Genomic DNA, 18,016 nt, shown 5'->3' with positions numbered 1-18,016 from the left:
ATTAAACACTAGATGAAATATAATTTTACCTAGTGTTTTTTTAATCTTACTATATTTATTTAGAATCAATAATATTAAATCTAATTTTTTTCTTTATTAGGAACTCTATCAAAAATTCCTGTAACAATAAGTGCAATTGCTCCATCACCTGTAACATTACAAGCTGTCCCGAAAGAATCTTGAAGAACAAAGATAGAAAGCATTAGGGCTGTTCCTGTATCATTGAATCCTAAAACAGAAATAATTAATCCTAAACTAGCAACTACTGTTCCTCCAGGAACTCCAGGAGCTGCTATCGCAAAAATTCCTAGTAGGTCAATAAATACAATCATGTTTGCAGTTGATGGCAACTGTCCTGTTAGAATTTGTGAAACTGTCATTACAAAAAATACTTCTGTCAGTACTGACCCACAAAGATGAGTATTAGAGCAAAGTGGTATTACAAAATCTCTAATTTTAGGATCTAATGTTTTTGATTTTCTAGCACATTTTAAAGCAACTGAAAGGCTTGCTGCTGATGACATTGTTCCTAAAGCTGTTAGGTATGCTGGAAAATAATTACCAAAAACTTCTTTTAGATTTGTTTTTGAAAATAATCCTCCCAAAGAATATAAAAGCGTCAACCAAATAAGGTGGCCAACAATTACTATTAGAATTATTTTTAAAAATACTGGCAATTCTTGTAAAACTACTCATTCATAAGATAAAACCGCAAAAGTTGATACTATATAAAAAGGTAGCATATTAATTACAATAAGATCTACTATTTTTAAAACTATATTGTTAAACTCTAATAGTAAATTTTCTCAAGTTTGAGAATTAGTTAGGATTACAGCAATTCCAAAAATTATTGATGTAACAAGAGCAGTCATTACTGGCATTATCGGATCTATTGTTAATTTAAAAATAGATTCTGGAATTTCTTTTGCTCCTACTACATTTGATGCTATATTTAAATGAGGAATAATAACTTTTCCAGCCAAAAAACTAAAAGTTCCTGCACCAACTGATGAAATATAGCAGATTAAAAGTGTTGCAGTTAATATTTATCCTGCATTTTCTTTCAGTGAAACAATTGCAGGTGTAACAAAACCTAGAATAATCAAAGGGACAATATAGCCAATCAAATCACCATGAATTGTTTTTATAGAACTAACTACCAAACTTGCAGATTCATTTGAAATTTGTCCAACAAAAATTCCTACAATAATTCCCATTGCTAGTTTAAAAACTAATGAATTGAAAAAGCTTTTCTTTTTCATTTTTCATACCTCTTTCATTTTTCTTAATAAGATACTACATTAATTCAACAAAATTACAATACCAGAATAGTCTCTTATTGTAATAAATTATATTAATCATAAAGTTTTGCTTGGCTTAAATACATTTTTTTATAAAGTCCATCATCTTTCATTAGCTTTTCATGATTCCCATTTTCTGTAATTTTTTTATTATCACAAACAATAATCCTATCAGCATATTTTGTTGATGAAAGCCTGTGAGAAATAAAAAGCGAAGTTTGTCCTTTTGAAATATCCAGCATTTTTTCAAAAATTTCTTGTTCACTTCTTGGATCAAGAGCACTTGTTGGCTCATCCATTATAAAAAATTTTCCTTCGTGTACCATAGACCTTGAAAGAGCAAGTTTTTGCCCAATTCCACCAGAAGGCTCGACAGAATCTTTTGAAAAAAGAAAAGTTAAGAATGTATCTTCTTTATTTACAAGCTTTTCTATCCAAGATTTCAAATTTAAAAGATAAAAAGATTCATCCATTTTTTCTCTTTGATAATTTGTAATCTCATCTAATAAATTTGCTGAAATATTTTCAGAAATTCTAAATGGAAATAATCTAAAATCTTGAAAAGTTGGGGAGAGGATTTTGTAATATGTTTTTGTATCAATATCATTTATATTGATCCCATTTATATAAATATTTCCTTTTGTGGGTTTATAAAATTTACACAAAAGTTTTACAATTGTAGATTTTCCAGCACCATTTTTCCCAACAAGAGCTACGGTTTCTCCATTTTTAATTTCAAAAGAGCAATTTTCCAAAATATTTTCCTTAGATTTTGGATATTTAAAGCTAACATTATCAAATTTAATAGTGATTTTTTCTGTGTTTATTTTTGTTATTTTTCCTTCATCAAAATTTTCTTCTTTTTGATTTAAAAAATCAAATAAACTTTGTAGTTGCTCATTAAAGGCAATTACTTGGGCATAATTTTTTTGTATTTCCTTGCTTGCATTTATTAAACTTATTAATGAGTTAAAATATAAAGTAAAATCAGCAAGGCTTATAGCTTTTTCTATAAGCTTAACTACAAGAAAAAACAAAGATGCAAGTATAGAAAAATTAGAAAATACATTCATAAGCCCAACATAAATCCCATTTTTTGTATAATAAACGCTTGAATTTTTGACCAATTTTTGGTGAAAAATTTCAGATTTTTTTAAAATAAAATCTTCTCCATTATAAATTTTTATATCTTTAAAATACCTGTGATCTTGAGAAAAATTTATAAAAAATCTGTAAGCCCTTAGTTTTGGTATATCATTTTTTTGGTAGTCTAATTCATTTTTCTTAATTAGCTTTACAATTTTTTTATTTAAAAGAATTAAAATAAGTACTATAAGTACAACAAAAACTGATAAGTTCATAAGAACTACTAAAGAAAAAACACCTGTAATTGTGGAGTTTATTGTTATTGCAAATAAATCATATATTTTAAAAATTTCGAAAATAGCATAATGAGCTTTTTCCATTTCATCTTGAACTTTTTTACTATCAGATTTTTCTATTGGAAGCTTAATAGCTTTCTCACTTAATTTAAAAGTATAGACATCAAAAAATGATTCAAAAGATTCCGTGAGTAAATTTGCATTTAACTTATTAACTAATCCCCTAATCAAATCAAAAATTAAAACTAAAAAAGCGATTATAAAAATTATTTTTAATCTTTTTTGTCCGTATATTTCATCAATTATTAATTTTGGTGCAATAATAGAAAAAAGAGGAAGTATTCCCATAAGAAGAGAAAAAATTACAAATTTTTTGATGAAATTTTTGTGTATTTCATTTATTTTTTTTAATAATTTTAAAATATTATTCATACTTCCTCCTTATAATTTTTTGCTTGAAGATTGTATAAATCTTTGTAATCAGAATCGCTTTTCATAAGCTCTTCGTGACTTCCGGTAGATTTTATTTCTCCGTCTTTTAGATAGACTATTCTGTTGCAAAATTTTGTTGATGCTAGACGATGAGATATAAAAATTGAAGATTTGTTCTTGGTTAGATCATTATACAAGGTATATAATTCTCTTTCTGCAAGAGCATCAAGTTGGGCAGTGGGTTCGTCTAAAATTAAAAGTTTTGAAGAATTTTTTTCAATACTTCTTGCCAAATATAATTTTTGCTTTTGTCCACCAGAAAGATCAACTCCATCATCATCTAAAATTCTAAGAAGAGTTTGCTTATCTTTTTTGTCATAAGACTCTATAATTTTATTCAAATGAGTAAGCTCATAGGTTTTTTCTAGATTTTTATTAGAATAATTTAACAAAATATTTTCTTTAATAGAAAATGGAAAAATTTGAGAATCTTGAAAGACAGCTGAAACCAAGCTATTATAATCATAATCTAGTTTTTTGAAATTTTTATCATTAATAAAAATTTCCCCTTCATAAGACTTATAAAAACCTGCAAGAATAAGAGCTAGAGTAGATTTTCCAGCTCCATTTTCTCCAACTAAGGCTATTGATTCATTATTATTAATTGTTAGATTTATATTTTTTAGGACATATTTATCAGAGTTTGGATATTTAAATGATAAATTTACTAGTTCAATTTTCAAATTTTTTGGTAAATTACTATTTTCAAATTGTTTTTGATAAGGATTTATAATTTTAAAAAATGCTTTAAATCTTGTAAGATTATCAAAAAAATCATTGAAGATCCACATAAACAAATTGTTAAAATTAACAAAAGCTAAAATTGCTGTAAAATAAATATAAAAATCACCAAGGTCAAGATTTCCGCTCATAAGATTTGTAATAAGCCAATACATAATAAAAGCATCTCTAATAAAATTAATAAGTCTTACAAGACTATAAATTTTAAAAGTTTTTTTATCTGTTCTAACTAGGTAGGCTATTCTATCTTGGTTGGTTTTTTTGTAAAAACTTTTAAAGACATTTATAAAATCGAAAATAAGTATATCTTGTTTTGACAAGGGAGACCTAAGTTCATTATTTAATTTTGCAAATTTATTGTAGTTTTCATTTTGGTCGTTCCAAAATTTAGAAAATTCTCTAGGAATTTTATTTGCAATAAAGGTTGAAATAATTGTCAAAATTATTATCAAATCCAAAAAAATTCCACCAATTTTTAAAAAAATCCACAAAAATCCTGCAATAGAAGTTAGGGATGCTAAAAATTCTGGCATAGTCATCATTACAGCACCTGCTCCTAAAAATGGACTGTCGACAGCCTTATTGGCACTATTTATTTTTTCGGATTCAGATTTTTTCATTTTTTCTTCATAGGGAAGGTAGAGGGCGTATTTTGTTACCATATTCATATATTTATACCTAATATTATTCATTTTCATACGGTAATTACCCATGATATAAGATTCAAAAAAACTTATAATCGTTGATAGGACTAATAATAAAATAAAAAAGCCAAACATAAAATCAAGTCCATTTTGATAATTTTTCAATATGTAGGCAGGCGAAATAATCCATATAAATGGTTTTAAGCCTATAAATATGGAGTAAAGTATGATTAATAAATACATGCTTGGCTCATACTTAGCCATTGATTTAAAAATATATTTTAATTCTTTCATAAAAAGCCTAAACGGCATCCTCCTTGTTTGTAGTAAGTCAAGGAGCTTTTCCTCACTTACAAGTTACAAATCTCCTCTTTATTATTAATATTACTGTTCATTTTTCTTCTCCTTTCTTTAATGCTAATTTAATATTAGCAATTTAATTTAATGAAGTCAAAAAAAGATTGTAAAACCATCTTAGGCTGTTAACAAACTAAATTTTCTCCCATTTCGAGCGAACGTAGTGAGTCGAGAAATCTCATGAGATCTCTCCATGCGTTCGTTTCACTCACACTAAAACACGTTTGCTCCACAAATTTTTTCGTGCTCTCGCACTTGTTTTTAGGGATGATTGTGCCAAATCAAGGCACAATCATCTAGTCGAGATGGGTTATAATCGTAATTTATTTAAATTAATAATGAATTACTAAACTGACTTTGTTTACGCTTTTAGATGGTAAAAATCATCTTAATTTTCTAATATTTCTATTGCACATTTTAAACCATCAAGAGCTGATGAAATTATTCCTCCAGCGTAACCTGCACCTTCGCCAATTGGTCTTAAATTTTTAAATTTTAAAGTGGAATAATTTTTATTTCTTTCAATTCTAATTGGGCAAGAAGTTCTTGTTTCAACGCCTGTTAATATTGCATCATCATCTGAAAAAGCATCAATTTTTTTTGAAAAATCAATTAGGGCAAATTTTATTGCCTTGTTTATTTTTTCAGGATAAATTTTGTTTAAGTCAGCAAACTTATAACTGGGTCTATAAGTTGGTTGGATTTTACCAAAATCTTTTGATACAAGTCCTTTAATATAATCACCAACTTTTTGAACAGGAGCTATATAATTTCCACCACCAAGCTTGTAAGCTTTCTCTTCAATTTCTCTTTGAAATTTAATGCCAGCAAGATTATCATCTCCCAAAATTTCTGAATCAATCGCACAAACAATTGCAGAATTTGAATTATAATTTCCTCTGTCATGATAGCTCATTCCATTTACACAAAGTCGATTTTCTTCGCTTGATGCAGGAACAACATAGCCACCTGGGCACATACAAAAAGTATAAACAGAAATATTTTTCTTTTTATCAAAATATTTAAGGGCGTAGGAAGCCTGCGGAAGTCTATCATCAATAATTTTATATTGACTTAAATTAATATCATTTTGCAAATGCTCAATCCTAAAACCAACTGCGAAATTCTTTTGACTAATATCTATATATTTATCAAGCATTATAAAAGTATCACGAGAAGAATTTCCTAAGGCAAGAACATATTCGTCTGCTTGATATTCATTTTTATTTGTAAGAATAGAATTAATTTTATCATCTTTCATTTTTAAATCAGTAAAAATTTCATTAAAATGAAAATCTCCGCCCATTTCAATTATTTTTTTCCTAATATTTATAATGACTTTTCTTAAAAGATCTGTTCCAACATGTGGCATTTGAGTATATAAAATATCTTCTGGAGCACCATTTTCAACCAAAATTTTAAAAACTTCCCTAGATCTTTTATCCTTAGACCTTGAAGTAAGTTTACCATCAGAAAATGTTCCAGCACCACCTTCGCCAAATTGAATATTCGATTCGAGATTTAATTTTAAATTTTTAATAAAATTGTCGATAGTTTTTACCCTATCTTCAATTTTTTCTCCTCTTTCAATAATAGTAACTTTAACACCATTTTTACAAAGAGCATAGGCACAAAAAAGTCCAGATGGCCCAGAACCTACAATAACGGCAGAATTTATTCTATTTTTATTTGATAAATCTAAATCTTCTTCAACAAATTCCCCAATATCATTTTTTAATTTTTTCCTAGTTTTTTTATCAATTTCACAATCAAGTAAGACTTGATAAACGTAAAAAATACCACGCCTTGCATCGATTGATTTTTTATAAATCTTAAAAGAATTAATTTTTCTATTGATTTTTTCTTCAATAGCCTTCTTTAATTTTTTATCATTATCCAAATCGTATGGAATTTTAATATTTCTAATTATATACATAAGACATCCTTTCTTACTAATTTTAACAGATTTTTTATGTTAAATAAATTTAAAATGACATATAATAAATAAAGGGGAACTTATGAAAGTTAGTTTAGTTGAAAATAAATTAGAAAAAGAAAATATTTCATCTTACATATTAAATGATTTAAGTTCATGGTTTGAAGATGAGAATGCTGTAAAAAATTATATAGAAAAATCTAAAGATTATTATTTTTTTAAAGCAAGTGAAAAAACAAATAATCTCGGATTTATCGTTTATAAAAAAACATCAGACTATACTGTTGAAATATTTGTAATGGGAGTTTTGAAAAAATATCACAGAAAAAATATAGGAAGAAATTTATTTAAAAAATCTATTGAATTTTTAAAAAAGTATAATTATGAATTTGTTCAAGTAAAAACTTTAAAAGAAGGAATAGACGATGGATATGATAAAACAAATAAATTTTATCAAGCTTTGGGATTTAGAAAATTTGAAGTAATTGAAGAAATTTGGTCGAAAGATAATCCTTGCCAAATTTATGTGAAAAGTATTAATTAAATTAAAATGTTTTTAAATTTGAAAAGAAAAAATGAACTATTTTAATATATTTATTAATTTTATCGTAAATTTACTTAAAATATTTTTTATGATATAATTTTACTAAATCATAGAACTTTAATACAACTTAGCATTATTGTATTAAATTAAAGGAGAGAATATGTTAGAAAAAATTAGTAATTTTTTAGGTCCAATTAATGGAATCTTATATTATCCAATTTTAATAATTTTACTTCTTACAATAGGAATATTTTTTACAGTTAGAACTAATTTTTTACAAGTAAGATTACTGAAAGAATCTATTAAAGTAGTAATGGAAAAACCAGAAGAAAAAGGATCAGTATCATCTTTTCAAGCTTTGATGGTATCAACTGCATCTAGAGTAGGATCTGGAAATATTGTCGGTATTTCTACAGCAATTTGCTTAGGTGGATATGGTTCAGTTTTTTGGATGTGGATTGTTGCAATTATTGGAGGGGCAAGTGCATTTATTGAATCTACTCTTGCTCAAATTTATAAAAAACGAGATGAAAATAATAAGTCATACGGAGGACCTGCTTATTATATAGAACAAGGCCTAAAATCTAGAAAACTTGGTGTTATTTTTGCAATTAGTTTAATTTTAACATATGCAATAGGTTTTAATATGCTTGCATCTTTTAACTTACAAACATCATTTATGACTTATGATTTCTATGATCCTAATATAACTCCTTTTATTGTTGGATTAATTCTAGCAACAATTACAGGTATTTGTGTATTTGGTGGAGGAGATAGGATTATTAAATTTACATCAACCATTGTTCCATTTATGGGAGTAATTTATATTCTAGTTGCAATTATTATGATTATTGTAAATATAAATTATATACCAACAGTTTTTGCAAATATTTTTAGAGATGCTTTTAATTTTAGAGCAATATTTGCAGGTCTTGCTTCATCTTCAATGATGTATGGTATTAAAAGAGGATTATATTCAAATGAAGCGGGTATTGGTTCAGCACCAAATGCGGCTGCTAGTGCAAATATTTCTCACCCAGCAAAACAAGGCTTAGTTCAAATGCTATCAGTTTTTATAGATACGCTTTTAATTTGTACAGCTACAGCATTTATGTGTTTATCTTCAGGAATTGAACCTAGTGAAGCTTTAAGTGGAGCTCCATATGTGCAAGAAAGTTTATCGACACTTTTGGGTGGATTTGGAAATTATTTTATTTCATTTTCACTAGCCTTATTTACATTTACAACTTTAATTGGAAATCTTTTTTATGTAGATAGTAATCTATCTTATATTCATAAAAAAACACCATCAAAAAGATTTATGTTAATATTTAGAATATTTGCAGTTTTGGTAATCCTTCTTGGAGCAATGAGCGAAGTAAAGCTAGCTTGGGATATTTCAGATTTTTTAATGGGAATAATGGCTTTGATAAACTTACCTTCAATTTTAGTTTTATCAAAAAAAGCTATTGATTGCTTAAAAGATTATGAAAAACAAAGAAGTGAAGGAAAGAATCCTATTTTTAAATCAGATCACATAGGAATTATGGATAAACTTGATTATTGGAATTAATTACAAAAAAATTAATAAAATAAAATTATAAAATATTTAAATAATCATATAATTTGACAAAAAAACTCAGTAATGGTAGTATTTTTAGTGCAATTGAAAAGCGTGATAGAGGTATGGAAAACATTAGTAAAATATTTTTTTGGGGAATTGAAAATATTTGAAAGGGTCTTCCAGTGAGGGATTTTAAACCTACCCAAGATTTAAAATTTCTGGTACGATTTGATAAAATCTATCGTACTGCCATTAATAAATGGTGAGCTGTCGTGGTTTATAATTATTATATATTTTATATAGTTTAATATTTAAGTCATGGCATTTGTCATGGCTTTTTTTGTAAAAAATTTTTGAGAGGAGTTTAAAAATGAACGAAAAAAGAAAATTACCATCGATTTTGGTAATTTCTTTAGTACCAATATTAGTTTCAATATACATTGTAGCAAGTGGTGTTGAAACATATGCAAGTATTTGGGCTTTACTTCCTCCAGTAGTTGCTATTGTAATGGCATTATTAACTAAGGAAGTTTACTCTTCACTTTTTTTAGGAATTGTAATAGGAGCTATACTTGCATCAAAAAGATCTTTTGCAAAAGTATTAGATAATATAGTTGTTAAAGGTCTAACAAATTCAATTTCACAAACTTCAGGAATTTTTATTTTCCTAATAGTTTTGGGAATAATGGTTGTTTTAATAAATCATTCTGGAGGATCAAGAGCCTTTGGAAATTGGGCAGATAAAAGAATTAAGTCAAGAAAGGGATCACAACTTGCAACATATTGTCTATGTTTGATGCTTTTTATTGATGATTATTTTAATTGTCTTACATCAGGATCTGTAATGAAACCAATTACAGATTCACATAAAATTTCTAGGGCAAAATTAGCTTATCTTATAGATGCAACTGCTGCTCCAATTTGTATGATAGCACCAATTTCATCGTGGGCAGCTGCAGTATCAGGATATGCTCAAGGAACTGGTCTTTCTGGTATTGAATTATTTATCAAAGCTATTCCTTATAATTTTTATTCGATATTAACTTTATTTTTTGTAGTATCACTTATTTTATTTGGAAATGATTATGGTCCAATGAAAGAGTTTGAAGATAATGCAATTAATAATGGAGACTTAGGAAATATTGCTAAATCAAAAGTAAGCGCCGAAGATGGAAATCCTGATGGTAAAGTTAGAGATTTGGTTTTACCAATTTTGACTTTAATAATTATTTCTGTAGTTTCACTTATCCATATAGGTGGATTTTTTGATAAGTCTAGTGAATATTATTTGGACTTTGTAAATGCTTTTGCAAATACAGATTCAACTGTAGCTCTTCCAATGGGTGCTATAGCCACATTAATCCTTACAATTATATATTTTGTCGGGCGTGGTGTTATTAGTTTTGAAAAATCAATGGATGCAATACCTGAAGGATTTCAATCAATGGTCCCTGCTATTTTGATTTTAACTATGGCAACAAGTCTTAAAAATATTTCAAATGATTTACTAGGTTCAACCGAGTTTGTAGGAAATCTTATGGCTAATGCTGCAAAGGGTTTAAGTACATTTTTACCAGCAGTAATATTTGTAGTAGCAGTTTTATTAGCATTTGCAACTGGAACTAGTTGGGGAACATTTGGAATTTTAATTCCTATAGTTGCTTCTATGTTTAAGCCAACAGATCCAATATTTTTTATTGGAATTTCAGCTTGCCTTTCAGGAGCTGTCTGTGGTGATCATATTTCACCAATTTCAGATACTACTATAATGTCATCAGCAGGAGCTGGATGTGTTCACGTAGATCATGTTAGAACTCAGCTTCCATATGGTATTACAGTTGCAACGATATCGACAATATCATTTATAATTGCAGGTTACACTAAATCTCCAATTATTCCATTAATATTTGGTGTAATAGCAATCTTTATTTTTATGATAGTTTTAAAAAATAAAAGTAATTAAGATAAAGCAAGATGTTTTTAATAAAAAGAAAACATTTTGCTTTTTTAGTTTTTATAAATGATAAAAAATTAACTAAATTAGTTTACTTTTTCTAAATTACTAGTATAATAATATCTCAAGATTTTAAAATATAATAAAGACACACAAAAATAGATATTTATTAGAAAGAGAGGATTTATGTTTTTATTAGATAACATACTTAATATTGCAGATTTTTTATGGAGCAATATAATAGGTTATGTTTTATTAGGGGTAGGTTTATTTTATACTTTAAGATTAGGTTTTCCTCAAATAAAATATGCTAAAGATATCAAGGATGTTTTAAAAAAGAATTTAAAAAGCGATGATAATGTTTCAGGATTTGGGGCCTTAGCGGCTGCTGTTGGTGGACAAGTTGGAACAGGATCTCTTGTAGGAGTTGCTTCAGCTCTTGTAGCTGGTGGCCCTGGAGCTATATTTTGGATGTGGATTACTTCAATTTTAGGTATGGTAATTACATTTGCAGAAACTGTTTTGGGTCAAGTTTATAGAGTTAAATTATCTGATGGTACTTATAGAGGAGGCCCAGCTTACTATATTAGAAATGGTTTAGGGAAAAAAGTTTTAGGTATAATAACTGCCTTTTTGTACATAATTGGAGTTGGCCTTTGTATTGCTTTTATGCAAACAAATTCAATTGCTAAGGGATTTCAAGGAGTTATCGAATTTAATCCAATTATAGTTGGAGTTGTTGTAACAATACTTGCAGGAATAATTACTATAGGTGGTGTAAAAAGACTTACAAAAGTTACTGGTTATTTGGTACCAATAATGGCAGCATTTTATGTACTTATTGTATTTGTTATTATAATTACAAATATAACAAAACTTCCTTCAGTTATAGCCTTGATTTTTAAATCAGCTTTTAGCGCTCAAGCAGCTGTAGGTGGAATAATTGGTCATAGTATAATGGATGCTTTTAGAAATGGTGTAGCCAGAGGATTATTTTCAAATGATGCAGGAAATGGAATTGCAGGAATTATGCATTCATCAGCAGACGTTGATCACCCAGCTGAACAAGGATTTTTAGGAATGTTTGGTACATTTGTTACAACATGCATAATTTGTTCATTAACTGCTTTTGCTATTTTATTAACTGGAGTTTTAGGAAATGGTTCTGATGGTATAAATCTTGTTCAAGATGCTTTTTCTGCACAAATTGGTTATATAGGAAGATGGGTAGTTGCTTTATCTATGGCATTTTTTGGCTTTACAACTTTAATTGCAGATTTATTTTATGGAGAAGCAAATATAATCCATATTTTTAAAGATAAGTACAAAATACCACTTTGGATTTATAGAATTTTTGCGGCAATAATGTTTATAGTTTCTACCAAAATGTCTCTTGACATTGTGTGGGGATTGATAGATGTTTTTGTAGGTATCTTGGTATTTATTAATGTTATTACTCTTGTGTTTTTATTTAAGTCTGTAAAAGTTGTTTTAGATGATTATGAAGATCAAAAACAGGCGGGTAAAAAACCTGTTTGGGATAAAGAAAATAATAGTCTTTATACTGACCGTGGAGATTATAATAATTTTAAAATGTAAAATATAAAGCTGTTACAAAATATTTTGTAACAGTTTTTTTGTTTAAAAATTTAAATTTTTGTCATTAAAAGTATAATAAATATGCAAATAAATATACTGGAGGAGTTTATGAATAAGTTAGGTAGAAATGTTGTTTTAATTGGTAGTGGTTTTGTTGGTTCATCATATGCTTATGCTTTGGTTAACTTAGGACTTGCTACAAAACTTTCAATAATTGATATTGATGAGGATAAATCAATAGCTGATGTAAATGATTTAATGGATGCAAGTTGTAAAACTGAATGTCCTACATTGGTTAAAGAAGGATCATATGAAGATTGCAAAGATGCAGATTTAGTCGTTTTATGCTATGGAAATAGTCAAAAAAATCTTACAAATAGACTTGATGATATAAAAATTGCAACAAAAATGGTTTTGGATACAATTCCAAAAGTTATGGAAAATGGATATGATGGAATAATTTTACTTGCTACAAATCCTGTTGATGTAATTTCAAGAGTTGTTCAAGAAGTTTCAGGACTAGATCATAATAAAATTGTTGGTAGTGGAACCAATCTAGATACAGCAAGATTTATCCAATATTTAGCTCAAGAAGTTTCTTGTAATCCTAAAGATGTTGAAGCTTATGTTTTGGGAGAACATGGAAATTCTTCTGTTGCTCTTTGGTCAAATGCAAGAATAAAAGGAATTTCTATTGATAAATTTTTAAAAAATGTTGGGGATGAAGAAAAATTCAAAGAAGATGTTCTTGAAAAAATAAGAGATAAGGCTTTTAAAATAATTAAGGGCAAGGGCGCAACTCATTTTGGGATTGCAAATTGCTTGGTTGATTTTACAAGGGCAATTTTACTTGATGAAAAAAGAATAATAATGGCATCTGCTTATCTTGATGGTGAATATAATAATAAGGGTCTTTATACAGGAGTTCCTACAGTTATTGGAGCAAATGGATGTGAAAAAATTCTTGAAATGGAAATTTCAGAAAAAGAACAAGAAATGTTTGATAAATCATGTAAAGATCTTGAAGAAAATTATAAACTTGCCCAAGAGGTTTTGGATGAATAAATTATATTATAAGTATTTTCTTTATGGAATTTGTGATATAATAATTTGCTTTGCTCTATATAAAATGATAAATATTTATGCTGGACTTCTTGGCTTATTTTTATCTAATATGTCTAAGGCATTTTATGAAAAATCCTTTTATAAGAGTATAGATAAGTTTAAAACTTTAGCACAAAACTCTAATTTAAGTTTCAAAGAATTATTAGATATTTGTAAAATGGATGAATATGATTTAAAAATTCTTCTTAGAAATGAAAATAAGGGATTTAAAGCAGAAAAAATAAACAAAGCTATTAAAAATTTGGAAAATTATTTAAATAAATAGGATAGGGTCATATCATTATGACTCTATTTTTTTATAAATTTAAAGCTTTATTTTACTTAATGTGATTTTTCTACTATAATGAAAGATGTAAATTAATGATCTATGGGAGCTATGTGCTGAGAGGAAGTTCGACTTCGACCATCAAACCGGACAGGATAATGCCTGCAAGGGATGAAGCATATTTATTCTCCTATAAGTAATTTTAGGAGGTTTTTTTAATTTATGAAATATAAGACACAGATGGAAGCTGCAAAACATGGTTTTGTAACTGATGAAATGAAAATTGTTGCTAAAAAAGAAAATGTTAGTGAAGAATTTCTTTTAGAAAAAATTGCAAAAGGCGAAATTGTAATTCCTAGAAATAAAAATCACAATTCTATTTCTCCAGAAGGAATTGGATCAGGTTTAAAGACAAAAATTAATGTAAATTTAGGAATTTCAAAAGATTTAAATGACCTTGATCTTGAGATGCAAAAAGTTGATATGGCTCTTAAAATGGGTGCTGAATCAATTATGGACTTGTCAAATTATGGTAAAACTCAAGAATTTAGGAAAAGATTGATTGAAAAATCTACAGCCATGATAGGAACTGTTCCTATGTATGATGCAGTTGGATTTTTGGATAAGGGGTTAAGTTTTATAAAAGCTCGTGAATTTTTGGATGTGGTAAGAAATCATGCGGAAAATGGAGTTGATTTTGTTACAATTCATTGTGGAATTAATAGGGCTAATGCAGAAATTTTTATGAGAAATAGAAGGGTAAATGAAATTGTCTCTCGTGGTGGTTCACTTTTATTTGGTTGGATGAAAATGAATGATAGGGAAAATCCATTCTACGAATATTACGATGAACTTTTGGATATTTTAAGAGAATATGATGTTACCTTATCACTTGGAGATTCTTTAAGACCAGGTGGAATTCACGATGCAACAGATCCTGCTCAAATTGCAGAATTGATTACTCTAGGTGAGCTTACAAAAAGAGCGTGGGAGAAAGACGTTCAAGTAATAATTGAAGGACCAGGACACGTTCCAATCAATGATATAGAAATGAACATGAAACTTGAAAAGAAATTATGTCATAACGCGCCATTTTATGTTTTGGGACCTTTGGTTTGTGATATTGCTCCAGGATATGACCATATTACAAGTGCAATAGGAGGAGCAATTGCAGCAAGTCATGGAGCAGATTTCCTTTGCTATGTAACTCCAGCAGAACATTTGAAACTTCCAGATGTGAATGATGTAAAAGAAGGGATTGTTGCAGCAAAAATTGCAGCTCATGCAGGAGATATTGCAAAATTAAAAGATGCAAGAAAATGGGATCTTGAAATGAGTAAGAGAAGACAAAAACTTGATTGGGAAGGAATGTTTGAACTTGCAATTGATCCTGAAAAATGTAGAAAATATAGAGCATCTTCTAATCCAGAAGAGGAAGAAACTTGCACCATGTGTGGAGCAATGTGCTCAGCTAGAAACATGAATTTAATTCTTGAAGGAAAAGATATAAAATTATAAAATTAAAAAAGTGCGAATTTAATTTTCGCACTTTTTACAATATTTTTTTAATTTCAGATAAATTTTTTACTTGGTAAGTGAAATTTTTATCTGTAATTTTTTTGTCTTCTTTATTAAAATAAATAGATTTGATTTTTGAATTTTTTGCACCTATTATGTCTGATTTTATGCTATCTCCAACCATAATTAAATCATTATTTGAATATTTTGTTAAGTTCATGATTTTTTCAAAGAATCTTTTATCTGGTTTTTCATATCCTATTTTATCTGATACAAAAATACCTTCGAAATATTTATCAAGATTTGATTTTCTTAATCTATTTACTTGCATATCATAAATTCCATTACTTGCAGCATAAATTTGGTATTTATTAGATAAATAGGATAGTAAATCTTCAATTTTATCGACCAGCACTATCTCATCATATAAATATTTTACAAATAAATCATTAAAATTTTCATATTCAATATTCATTTTAAAATACTTACTCATTATTTCAGATCTTTTCATAAATACTTCATTTATATTTAACGTGCCTAATTTTTGTTTGGTCCACAAAATATCATTAACAAAATTAAAATAAGAAAAATCTTTATCTTTATAGCTTAAATCTAATTTTTCCAAAGTATTTTTAAAGGAATTTTTTGAGCATTTTTCAAAATCAAAAATTGTATCATCAATATCAATTAAAACAGCTTTAATCATTTTTATCATTTAAATACATGCATCTCATAGCATTTAACACAGCTATAACCGTAACACCTACATCTGCAAAAATAGCAGCCCACATAGAAGCCATTCCAAATGCACCAAGTGTTAGAACAATAATTTTTACTCCAATTGAAAAATAAATATTTTCTTTCACAATAGTTAGACATTTTTTTGAAATTTTTATTGCTGTGGAAATTTTTAATGGATCATCGTCCATTAAAATTACATCTGCAGCTTCTATCGCTGCATCTGATCCCATAGCTCCCATTGCAATTCCTACATCTGCTCTTGTAAGTGATGGGGCATCGTTAATTCCATCTCCAACAAAGGCAATTTTTTTATTTTCATTGGTATTTTTTTCTAGTATTTCTTCTAAAATTTTAACCTTATCTTGAGGAAGAAGATCGCTATAAAAATTGTCTAATCCTAGAGTATTTGAAACGTCTTGACCAACTTTTTTACTATCTCCAGTAAGCATTATAGTTTTACTTATGTGATTATTTTTTAAATTTTCAATAGCTTTTTTAGAATTTTCTTTTATTGTATCAGAAATTACAATATGGCCTTGGTAGGAATCATTTACTGCTACATGTATGATGGTTCCAGTTTTATCACAAGATTTCCAATTTATATTAAATTTATCCATCATTTTTGTATTTCCTACATAGACTAGGTCATCATTAACTTTTGCGCTTATTCCATAACCAGAAATTTCTTTAATATCTTCAACTTTACAATCATCATTTTCATTTTTATAAGCTTTTTTCAAAGATTCTGCTATTGGGTGAGTTGAATATCTTTCAACATGACTTGCTATATGAAGTAATTCCTTTTCTGATAAAACTTCTGGGTGAATAGCTGTAACTTCAAAAGTTCCTTTTGTTAATGTTCCAGTCTTATCAAAAATAATTTGATCTACATTTGATAAAACTTCCAAGAAATTTGATCCTTTGATTAAGACACCTTTTTTACTTGCTGAACCTATTCCAGCAAAAAATGATAGGGGAACAGAAATTACAAGAGCACAAGGACAAGATATGATTAAAAATATCAAAGCCCTATATATCCATGTAGAAAAATTAGCATTACTTCCAATTAGTAATGAGATAATTGGTGGTAATATTGCAAGTGCTAAGGCTAAATACACTACTATAGGTGTATATATTCTTGCGAATTTTGTAATAAAATTTTCTGACTTGGATTTTCTTTCTGATGCATCCTCTATTAATTCCAAGACTTTTGTTACAGTGGATTCTCCAAATTCCTTTGTTGTTTTAACTTTTATTAAACCATTTAGATTAATAGAACCTGAATAAATCATAGATCCTTCATTTACATCTTTTGGAATTGATTCACCAGTTAAAGCCTTGGTATCAAGAGAAGATTTACCTTCAACAACTTCTCCATCCAAAGGAACTTTTTCACCAGGTTTGATTACAATAATAGATCCAATCTCTACTTCATCTGGGTCGACTTCTATTATTTTTCCATTTTCATCTTCTAAATTAGCATAGTCTGGAGCTATATCCATAAGATCTGCGATTGACTTTCTGCTTTTTCCTACAGCGTAGGATTGGAAAAATTCTCCAATTTGATAAAAAAGCATAACAGCAACGGCTTCAACATAATCACCACTGTTTGTATAAAGTCCAAGAATTATTGCTCCAATAGTTGCAATTGAAATTAGTAATGATTCGTCAAATGCTTGTTTATTCTTGATTCCATTAAAAGCTTCAAGTAAAACTTCATATCCAACTAAAAGATAAGAAATCATATATAAGATAAAGTCAATGTATCTATTAAAGCTAACAAAATGTAAAATAATTAAAAGTAGAGCAGAAATAGAAATTTTGGTTAAAGATTTTTTTTGTTTTTTATTCAT

Annotated in this window: 12 protein-coding genes, 1 pseudogene and 1 riboswitch; of the genes and pseudogenes, 7 read left to right on the top strand and 6 right to left on the bottom strand. The window is 27.9% G+C overall.

Annotation, left to right across the window (positions count from 1 at the left end; translation table 11 throughout):
* Positions 1-80: 80 nt before the first annotated feature.
* From ASHG_RS02755 to ASHG_RS02740, 4 genes and pseudogenes are all read right to left on the bottom strand, one after another.
* Positions 81-1,262, bottom strand: a pseudogene (locus tag ASHG_RS02755) (dicarboxylate/amino acid:cation symporter).
* Positions 1,263-1,354: 92 nt separating this feature from the next.
* On the bottom strand, positions 1,355-3,115 hold the full coding sequence (locus ASHG_RS02750) for an ATP-binding cassette domain-containing protein (RefSeq protein WP_040397397.1): 1,761 nt from the start codon (positions 3,113-3,115) through the stop codon (positions 1,355-1,357).
* A complete protein-coding gene (locus ASHG_RS02745) occupies positions 3,112-4,854 on the bottom strand; it encodes an ATP-binding cassette domain-containing protein (RefSeq protein ID WP_040397395.1) in 1,743 nt (580 codons plus the stop codon). The genes ASHG_RS02750 and ASHG_RS02745 overlap by 4 nt, the downstream gene beginning before the upstream one ends.
* Before the next feature lie 451 nt (positions 4,855-5,305).
* Complete coding sequence (locus ASHG_RS02740; RefSeq protein ID WP_040397393.1) at positions 5,306-6,853, bottom strand: NAD(P)/FAD-dependent oxidoreductase; 1,548 nt, start codon at positions 6,851-6,853, stop codon at positions 5,306-5,308.
* An 82-nt stretch (positions 6,854-6,935) separates the two neighbouring features.
* Here ASHG_RS02740 and ASHG_RS02735 point away from each other — a divergent pair, with 82 nt between their 5' ends.
* The 7 genes from ASHG_RS02735 to thiC all read left to right on the top strand — a co-directional run bounded on the left by ASHG_RS02735 (position 6,936) and on the right by thiC (position 15,422).
* Positions 6,936-7,397 (top strand): GNAT family N-acetyltransferase, encoded by a 462-nt coding sequence (locus ASHG_RS02735; protein WP_040397392.1) that lies wholly within the window; start codon positions 6,936-6,938, stop codon positions 7,395-7,397.
* Between the two features lie 160 nt (positions 7,398-7,557).
* A complete protein-coding gene (locus tag ASHG_RS02730; RefSeq protein ID WP_040397390.1) occupies positions 7,558-8,970 on the top strand; it encodes an alanine/glycine:cation symporter family protein in 1,413 nt (470 codons plus the stop codon).
* 98 nt (positions 8,971-9,068) lie between these two features.
* Positions 9,069-9,239, top strand: a riboswitch (Lysine riboswitch).
* A 92-nt stretch (positions 9,240-9,331) separates the two neighbouring features.
* Complete coding sequence (locus ASHG_RS02725; RefSeq protein ID WP_040397388.1) at positions 9,332-10,924, top strand: Na+/H+ antiporter NhaC family protein; 1,593 nt, start codon at positions 9,332-9,334, stop codon at positions 10,922-10,924.
* 177 nt (positions 10,925-11,101) lie between these two features.
* Positions 11,102-12,514 carry an alanine/glycine:cation symporter family protein gene (locus ASHG_RS02720; RefSeq protein ID WP_040397387.1) on the top strand — a complete coding sequence of 471 codons (1,413 nt, stop codon included), beginning with the start codon at positions 11,102-11,104 and terminating at the stop codon, positions 12,512-12,514.
* Between the two features lie 108 nt (positions 12,515-12,622).
* On the top strand, positions 12,623-13,579 hold the full coding sequence (locus ASHG_RS02715; protein WP_040397381.1) for an L-lactate dehydrogenase: 957 nt from the start codon (positions 12,623-12,625) through the stop codon (positions 13,577-13,579).
* Positions 13,572-13,904: a hypothetical protein gene (locus ASHG_RS02710; RefSeq protein WP_040397375.1), complete on the top strand. Its 333-nt coding sequence runs from the start codon at positions 13,572-13,574 to the stop codon at positions 13,902-13,904. The genes ASHG_RS02715 and ASHG_RS02710 overlap by 8 nt, the downstream gene beginning before the upstream one ends.
* Positions 13,905-14,126: 222 nt before the next feature.
* Complete coding sequence (gene thiC, locus ASHG_RS02705; RefSeq protein ID WP_040397374.1) at positions 14,127-15,422, top strand: phosphomethylpyrimidine synthase ThiC; 1,296 nt, start codon at positions 14,127-14,129, stop codon at positions 15,420-15,422.
* Between the two features lie 34 nt (positions 15,423-15,456).
* On the opposite strand, the gene ASHG_RS02700 is transcribed toward thiC, so the two are convergent.
* Positions 15,457-16,137, bottom strand: a complete 681-nt coding sequence (locus ASHG_RS02700; protein ID WP_244264235.1) for an HAD family hydrolase — start codon at positions 16,135-16,137, stop codon at positions 15,457-15,459.
* The gene (locus ASHG_RS02695) at positions 16,121-18,016 is read right to left on the bottom strand and encodes a heavy metal translocating P-type ATPase (RefSeq protein WP_040397372.1); all 1,896 of its coding nucleotides are present in this window, start codon (positions 18,014-18,016) and stop codon (positions 16,121-16,123) included. Before ASHG_RS02695 ends, ASHG_RS02700 begins: the two co-directional genes overlap by 17 nt.

Origin of the sequence: Anaerococcus senegalensis JC48 (assembly GCF_000321005.1) — a bacterium.
Lineage (GTDB): Bacteria > Bacillota > Clostridia > Tissierellales > Peptoniphilaceae > Anaerococcus > Anaerococcus senegalensis.
Note: the sequence above shows the minus strand (reverse complement) of the source record. Positions and strands in the feature narration are given on the sequence as shown.